Origin of the sequence: uncultured Microscilla sp. (genome assembly GCF_947493425.1) — a bacterium.
In the GTDB taxonomy this organism is placed as follows: Bacteria; Bacteroidota; Bacteroidia; order Cytophagales; family Microscillaceae; genus Microscilla.
Genome location: NZ_CANLRP010000274.1, coordinates 1 through 7,180 on the forward strand (window position 1 = coordinate 1; position 7,180 = coordinate 7,180).

Genomic DNA, 7,180 nt, shown 5'->3' on the forward strand with positions numbered 1-7,180 from the left:
GGGCGCAAAAAATAGCCTCGTCTCAAAACAAAACCTCTACCTCAAGAATGGCAATTTAATTTCTCACCATTCCTAAGAAAACAACACCTATACTATGATAGATATTCCTCCCCATTTTTTTGAGGTTACCTACCAAGGAGCTCACTACCCTGGGTCGCCCAAAGTAAACGGCTTGCAGGGTGGTGCCAACTGTCAGGTGTTTGCCTACGAACTGTTGCGTCACCACGGGCTTAAGGTGCCCGATTTTCGCTCAAGCGATTTATGGGAAGACACCACACATACCCAACAAGTAACCGACCTACAGCCATTAGATATTTTGTTATGGAACAAAACCCCCAACTCGTGGGGTGCCCACGTAGGCGTATACATAGGCAATAACCAAGCAGTGCACTTGTCTAAAGCCAACCAGGTGGCGGTCATCTGGACGCTGGAGTATTTTCTGGAACAACCTGCCTATCAGGTGTTTATTGGTGCCAAACGGATATTAAACAATGATGATACATAGCCTTGATTGGGACAAGTCCTGAGATGCCGCTGTATATTATTGTTAGGTATCATCGAAACCTTGAATTTTGCCAGCCTCAGAGGGGTTTCTCAAAAAAACAAAATTGATATTTTATACCTGGCAGGCAGGCTGTTCAGAATTAAAAAAAATACCCCATGCTTTTAAAAGCATGGGGCATTTTTTTGCTATATAGTATAAGATACATACTTTCTTGTTTTTTCCTTAAAAGCAGCTTTTTTCAGCTAATATACGGACAAATACCTGACAGGTAGGCTGTTAAGAATTTTAAAAAAGTGCCCCACGTTTTTGAGGAAACTTTTATGATTTTAAAAATAAGGTAAACATTCTTTGTCTAATACAAGATACCCAAATTTTTCTTTTCCTGCAAAAATAGCCATTACTACGTTACAGGGTATATTTTAAAGAAAAATCAGTTTTGGTTTATCCAATCAAGGTAGGCAAACAATTCCTTGAAAGTTGTGATAATCTCATGGTATTTCTAAACCAAAAACGTGGGGAAGAAATTACCAGATTCTTAACAGCCTACCTGACAGGATTTTGTGACGACGCTAAAAAATCCTGCCAGGTATGGAACAAGCAGCATGTATTGGGTTTTATAAATTTTGACTATTTTCTTGGGGAAGAAATCACCTGAAAGGCATGACAAAATATTCCCCTAGTACCTTAAACATTAAGTAAATGCGTTATTATTTGGGATGAGTTTTGTTTTCTGACGAACTTCAAAAATCGCGCAGAGTTAGTTTACAATTCCGATGCATATCGGAACCGGAGCTACGCAAGTTTTTTTTAAGTAAAGTCAGTGGGCAAAAATCGCCGAAATAATGGGTTAGGTATTTAGTATTTAAGGTGCTAGAATCTATTATGAGATAGACCCAATTTTATCCATTGATTTTGACTAGTTGACCGCAAAGCGCACTGTATATTGTCGCTTATTGGCGCCCACTACCCGTAATACATACAAGCCTGGCTGACAATGGCTTACATCTAGTTGCCATGCATTGGCACTACTGCTTTTGCTTACCTGAGGGGTAAATGTTGTACCCAACACACTGACTATCTCAAAATACACATTTTTTTGCAGACTATTCGGCAGTTTTACTTGCAAACGACCTTTATGTTGGATAGGGTTAGGAAACACTTCTATAGTTACTGCGTCTGTTGCCTGCTGAACAACTTGTTGGGTGGCTCGTTGGTGAGCTGCTGTGCCCACTATAGGTGTTGCTATCGCCTGTGGAACTGCTCCATCCAATACCCTGTTTTTTTGCCCTGTTACCTCATTGTACACAAAGCGCCCATACACTGGGTAATGGTCAGACAAGTCAGCAAACACATCTCGCCACTCAGTATTTTCACCTTGGTTGGCATTGTTTACCATAGTAGCCCTGGGGCAAAAGGTACGCTGAAAGTGAGTCACTGGCTCGTACAGTTGAGCATCGGCAGTGTTGGTATAGTCCCAAAACAAAGCATAATCTAACTTCTGATTGTCGCCACCATACACGTTTTCGGCACCAATGGTGTAAGGCATTGGCCCCTCCCTTGTGGGGATAAAAGCTTGCAAAAATGTGCGCAAATCGTTTTGCTTGTCTTCATCTATATTAAAGTCTCCCAGCATTATGATTCTGCCTTTGCCCCCGGTTTTGCGTAAAATAAAGGCTTGCATGACTTTAAGTTGGTCGCGGCGTACCTCCTGGCAGGCGTTCGTTCCCCCTGCATATAGGTGGGTGTTAAACACATGGTACATTACCCCGTGCTTGTTGATTTTAGCATAGTTGATTCCTTTTGCCGCAAACAAGTTGGCTTGGGTAAAGTTGCAAGAGTTGTTAGAACTAAACACTACCTGGTCTTGAGCAATGATAGGGTACCTTGAGGCAATAAAACTACCGCCATCTTCAGGAAAACCCGACGCGTCGGTTACCTGGGTGGTGCTCCATCCGCTGGCTTGCAAGTTGTTTTTCAGTTGTTGACGACACTCGTTGTCAAAAGCCTCTTGAAAACCTACCACCTCAAAGTTTTGGAGGCGTTTTGCGGCAAAGGCGTGTCGATTGCAGATGCTGCCGGCAAACAAACCATACAAGTTGTAAGACACCACATTGAGCGTATGCGGATTGGCATAGTCTGCCCCAGGTACTGGATTGTAGTCTAGCTCATCTAATACATACACAATATCATCGTAGCCACCAGTAAACACCATACGCATAGAAAGCTGGTAACGCTTGCCCTGCATCATAAAAATACGACGATGAATATTGCGGTTGCTTTGTAGCCCGGTTTGGGTGGTTGCCTGGTTGCTTCCTGCGGTAAACACGGCAAATTCAGACCACATAGTGCTCCCTATCCAGTTGCCATTAAGTTTGACTCCCAATCGCAGTTGATGGTTGCCCGTGGTAACTGTCAGGTAATGCCAAAAATCTACCCCATTAGAAATTCCGGAATTACGATTGGTCCACAAAAGCTCACGTTTACGCCCATAAGCAGGTACATGCTTTATTGGCAAACCATATTGTTTATTGAGCGTTAGCTTTCGTCCTGCGCTTTGGTAGGTGATGTTTAGCTCTAGTTCGGTATTGTTTTGTAAATACACGCTGGTTGCTGCCATTGCCCCCAGGCAAGTCAGGCAAACCAGACAAAGGGTTAAGAAATGTTTTTTCATTTTGTTTAGAAGATGTTTAATTTTTAATTGATAGCTAAAAATAACATTTCCCAGAACAAATAGTAACTTTTTGACTGATAGTATAATTATTTATTAATAAATGATAATAATTACTTCACATTAAGCTAAAGACACCCTGCCGTATTTTCTCTAAGTAAAATGGAAAAAATAAAGTAATCCAAAAGAAGGCAGTATCTGTTTGTTGGACGATGAAAAAAATCTTTGCGTAGCCTTGGCTACGGAACTATTTTTTGAAGAAGTACAACGGTCAGAGACGAAGTTCAATGGATTAGGTTATTTTTGTAGTTTTACTAAGGTGTACCTCCAACCAATAAAAAAACCTGCCCATATTAAAATGGACAGGCTTTAACAATCTAAACTTAAAAACTAAACCCTATTTGATAGATAGTCGCCTAAAAAAGCGATCAACTACTACACGCACAAATACAAGTTAATGGCTCAACCTGAGGAAGTTTTTTTGGTCTGTTTAGCCATTCGGTCAGAAAGTCTGTCTTGTAAAGATCGGAGACTTCTTTTTATCTGTAACTTTCAAGTGCCCTTATGGAACACTTAAAAAAAGCGTGGGTTTAGAAGACTTCTTTTTATCTATGAGTTTCAAGTGACCTTACAGAACACACTTAAAAAAGCGTGTGGCATATCGCTTAAGGCTGTAAAGCCGTCAACTAAAAAGGAATATTAAGCACCAAATTAGGATCGGGGCACACCTCCAGGTAATAATCACGCTCCGACTTGTTGGCTACCCCAATAAAATCTCCCTTTTTGCCCAACATATCGGTAATGAGTTGAAAGTGCAAATGGGGCGTCCAGCTGCCGTTGATTTCAGCCACTCCCAGGGTAGCTATTTGTTCGCCTTGTGCTACTTTCTGATCTTCGTATTTACCATCCAATGACTCCAGGCTCAGGTGCCCATACAAGGTATAAAAAGTAAGTCCTTCTAGTTGATGCTCTAAAATAATGGTAGGTCCGTAGTCTGCAAAGTTGTTGTTGTTCTGAAAACTATGCACCCTGCCATCGAGCGGCGCAAAAACCGGGGTGTTGGCAGGCATCCAAATATCTATGCCTAAGTGAATAGAGCGTACCTCGTCGGTAGAGTGGTACTGTTCGCCTCGTTGGTATATCACCCGCTCTTCGTTGTAGCCTCCGGCAGCAGCCCGCACATTGGCTTCTTTGAGTTTACCCCATACATAATCGTCCATTTTTTTTACCGTGCTAAAATCAGCATTTTTAAGTTCAGGGTTGTTTGCCGAAAAATCAAAAGTAAGAAAGTCTTCTTTCTGAAAGTCTATCGGTACTGTAGAGGCAAAGTTGTGTTGGTGTTTTTTTAGGGTTTCAATGAGTGCTGTTCTTGAGTATGCCATATTTATTTTTCGTTTGGTTTAGTCTTTAGCTTTTGTTTAACTGTTTGTAGTGGGCTTTTAGCCTTTTTTGTTCTTCGTTTGGCTTTTAGCCTTTAGCTTTTGTTTAACTGTTTGTAGTGGGCTTTTAGCCTTTTCTTGATCTACGATTGGCTTTTAGTCTTTAGCTTTTGTTTAACTGTTTGTATGGGGCTTTTAGCCTTTTCTTGATCTACGATTGGCTTTTAGCCTTTAGCTTTTGTTTAACTGTTTGTAGTGGGCTTTTAGCTTTTTCTTGATCTACGATTGGCTTTTAGCCTTTAGCTTTTGCTTAGCTGTTTGTATGGGGCTTTTAGCTTTTTCTTGATCTACGATTGGCTTTTAGCCTTTAGCTTTTTTTTAACTGTTTGTATGGGGCTTTTAGCCTTTTTTGTTTTTCGTTTGGCTTTTAGCCTTTAGCTTTTTTTTGGCTGTTTGTATGGGGCTTTTAGCTTTTTCTTGATCTACGATTGGCTTTTAGCCTTTAGCTTTTGTTTAGCTGTTTGTATGGAGCTTTTAGCCTTTTTTGTTCTTCGTTTGGCTTTTAGCCTTTAGCTTTAAATTATCATATTTGCGAATTAGTTAGGAATCGGTAATCTGTAGTTTTAGCTACGCTTTGCGCTCATTCGTAATTGATTCATTCGTAATTCGTAATTGTTCAACTCGTAATTAACTACGCTTGCGCCCATTCGTAATTCGTAATTAAACCATTCGTAATTGACTCATTCGTAATTAAAAACCTCTAGTTATTTTACAACTGATACATTGTATCGTTTTTTATTTCTTCCATCACAAACGAGCTTTGTACATTGGATATGCCCTCGATCACCGACAACTTGTCTATCACAAAGCGTTGGTACTCGTTCATGTCGCTCACTGCCACTTTAAGCAAAAAATCATAGTTGCCCGATACATGCTGACATCCCATAATTTCGGGTAACCGGGCAATTGCTTGTTTAAAGTTTTCTATCAGAGGACGGGCGTGGTTTGCCAACGAAATTTGACAATATACCTTGATGGGTTTGCCTACCTTCTGACCGTCCAAAATAGCCACATATTGTTTGACATACCCCTGTTGCTCTAGTTTTTTTATTCTTTCGTAAGTAGGCGACACCGAAAGCCCCACCTTGTCGGCAATTTCTTTATTGTTTTGCTTCGCATTTTGCTGTAATTGCATCAGTATTTTTTTATCAATTGCATCCATGGCAGAATATTTTTCTAAGATTGAAATGTAAATATAACAAATCAATAAACAAAAATGGTTAAAGTCTATTTTAGCAGATTTATTTTTCAACTTTTAATATTATAATAATTTTTAAACCTGTTATAGCTAAATTTGTAGAAAAATAAATGGTTTAAAGGTATGACTACTACATTCACTAAAAAAGATTTAACTATTGCCGATCAGCAACGTCTGCAAACATTAGAGCAACATATTGAACAAGCACGCGACTATTTTTTAGGCTATCCGGTATCCAAAGATTTTGACTTTTCTGAAATCAACGATTTTCTAAACTTTCCGATCAACAATATTGGAGACCCCTACGAACAAGGCAGTACCTACCGGGTACAAACCCACGAGCTGGAGCGCGAAGTCATACGCTTTTTTGCCAAGTTGTTTCGTGCCAATCCTCAAGACTACTGGGGTTATGTAACCAACGGCAGCTCAGAGAGCAACTTGTATGGTTTGTACCTGGCGCGCGAAATGTACCCCAAAGGAATGGTCTATTATTCAGAATCGACTCATTACAGCGTACGAAAAAATATTCACTTACTCAATATTCCAAGCATTGTTATTCGCTCACAGGACAACGGAGAAATAGATTACGAAGATTTTGAAAATACCGTAAGAATGAATCGCCATAAGCCTGCCATTGTACTTGCTACGTTTGGCACTACCATGCACGAAGCCAAAGATGATGTAACAAGGCTTAAGGGAATTCTTAAAAAACTGGCCATTCAAGATCACTACATTCACTGCGACGGAGCCTTGGCGGGCACTTTTGGGGCTTTTATAGAGCCTCGCTTGCCATTTGACTTTAAAGATGGCGCTGACAGTATCTCTATTAGTGGACACAAGTTTGTAGGCTCGCCCATTCCGTGTGGAGTCATTGTTACCAAAAAATCTAACCGTGACCGTATAGCCAAGGGCATTTCTTATATAGGCTCGTTAGACACTACCATTACTGGGTCACGCAATGGTCACAGCCCTTTGTTTTTGTGGTATGGGCTCAAAAAAATGGGAGAAGAAGGGCTCAAGGCACGCTATCTCTACAGCCTGGACATTGCCCGCTATTGCGAAAATAAATTAAAAGAAGCTGGCATAGCTGCCTGGCGCAACCCAGAGGCAATTACAGTGGTGTTACCTAAAACTACTGAAAGCATCAAGCAAAAATGGCAACTTGCCACCGAAGGCGACATGTCGCACATTATATGCATGCCCAATGTAACCAAGGCTCAAATAGATGAGTTTGTCGAAGACATTGTAAATAGTGAGGAGGAGGTAGAAGAGGTGTTTGAATTTGAGTTTTAGTCAATAGACTTCTTGCGAAAATATTAATATTGGTTAAAAAGTTATCTTTGTAGCATGAAAGCTTCAAAATATGCTGT

Annotated in this window: 5 protein-coding genes; 2 read left to right on the forward strand and 3 right to left on the reverse strand. The window is 40.4% G+C overall.

Annotated features, from left to right (window positions below; all coding sequences use genetic code 11):
- Positions 1–94 precede the first annotated feature (94 nt).
- The gene (locus Q0954_RS32125) at positions 95–505 is read left to right on the forward strand and encodes an NlpC/P60 family protein (protein ID WP_299465510.1); all 411 of its coding nucleotides are present in this window, start codon (positions 95–97) and stop codon (positions 503–505) included.
- A 916-nt stretch (positions 506–1,421) separates the two neighbouring features.
- On the opposite strand, the gene Q0954_RS32130 is transcribed toward Q0954_RS32125, so the two are convergent.
- From Q0954_RS32130 to Q0954_RS32140, 3 genes are all read right to left on the reverse strand, one after another.
- Positions 1,422–3,176 (reverse strand): endonuclease/exonuclease/phosphatase family protein, encoded by a 1,755-nt coding sequence (locus Q0954_RS32130; RefSeq protein ID WP_299465513.1) that lies wholly within the window; start codon positions 3,174–3,176, stop codon positions 1,422–1,424.
- Between the two features lie 683 nt (positions 3,177–3,859).
- Positions 3,860–4,555 carry a peptidoglycan DD-metalloendopeptidase family protein gene (locus Q0954_RS32135; protein WP_299465516.1) on the reverse strand — a complete coding sequence of 232 codons (696 nt, stop codon included), beginning with the start codon at positions 4,553–4,555 and terminating at the stop codon, positions 3,860–3,862.
- Between the two features lie 766 nt (positions 4,556–5,321).
- Entirely contained in the window at positions 5,322–5,774 is a 453-nt protein-coding gene (locus Q0954_RS32140; RefSeq protein WP_004156017.1) for an Lrp/AsnC family transcriptional regulator, read from the reverse strand.
- A 159-nt stretch (positions 5,775–5,933) separates the two neighbouring features.
- On the opposite strand from Q0954_RS32140, the gene Q0954_RS32145 reads away from it, so the two are divergent.
- Complete coding sequence (locus tag Q0954_RS32145) at positions 5,934–7,103, forward strand: histidine decarboxylase (RefSeq protein WP_299465521.1); 1,170 nt, start codon at positions 5,934–5,936, stop codon at positions 7,101–7,103.
- Positions 7,104–7,180: the final 77 nt, after the last annotated feature.

Excerpts from the sequence above, each read along its gene's own strand:
- Q0954_RS32125 (WP_299465510.1), top strand. The coding sequence starts at position 95 with ATGATAGATATTCCTCCCCATTTTTTTGAGGTTACCTACCAAGGAGCT.
- Q0954_RS32130 (WP_299465513.1), bottom strand. The coding sequence starts at position 3,176 with ATGAAAAAACATTTCTTAACCCTTTGTCTGGTTTGCCTGACTTGCCTG.
- Q0954_RS32145 (WP_299465521.1), top strand. The coding sequence starts at position 5,934 with ATGACTACTACATTCACTAAAAAAGATTTAACTATTGCCGATCAGCAA.
- Q0954_RS32135 (WP_299465516.1), bottom strand. The coding sequence starts at position 4,555 with ATGGCATACTCAAGAACAGCACTCATTGAAACCCTAAAAAAACACCAA.
- Q0954_RS32140 (WP_004156017.1), bottom strand. The coding sequence starts at position 5,774 with ATGGATGCAATTGATAAAAAAATACTGATGCAATTACAGCAAAATGCG.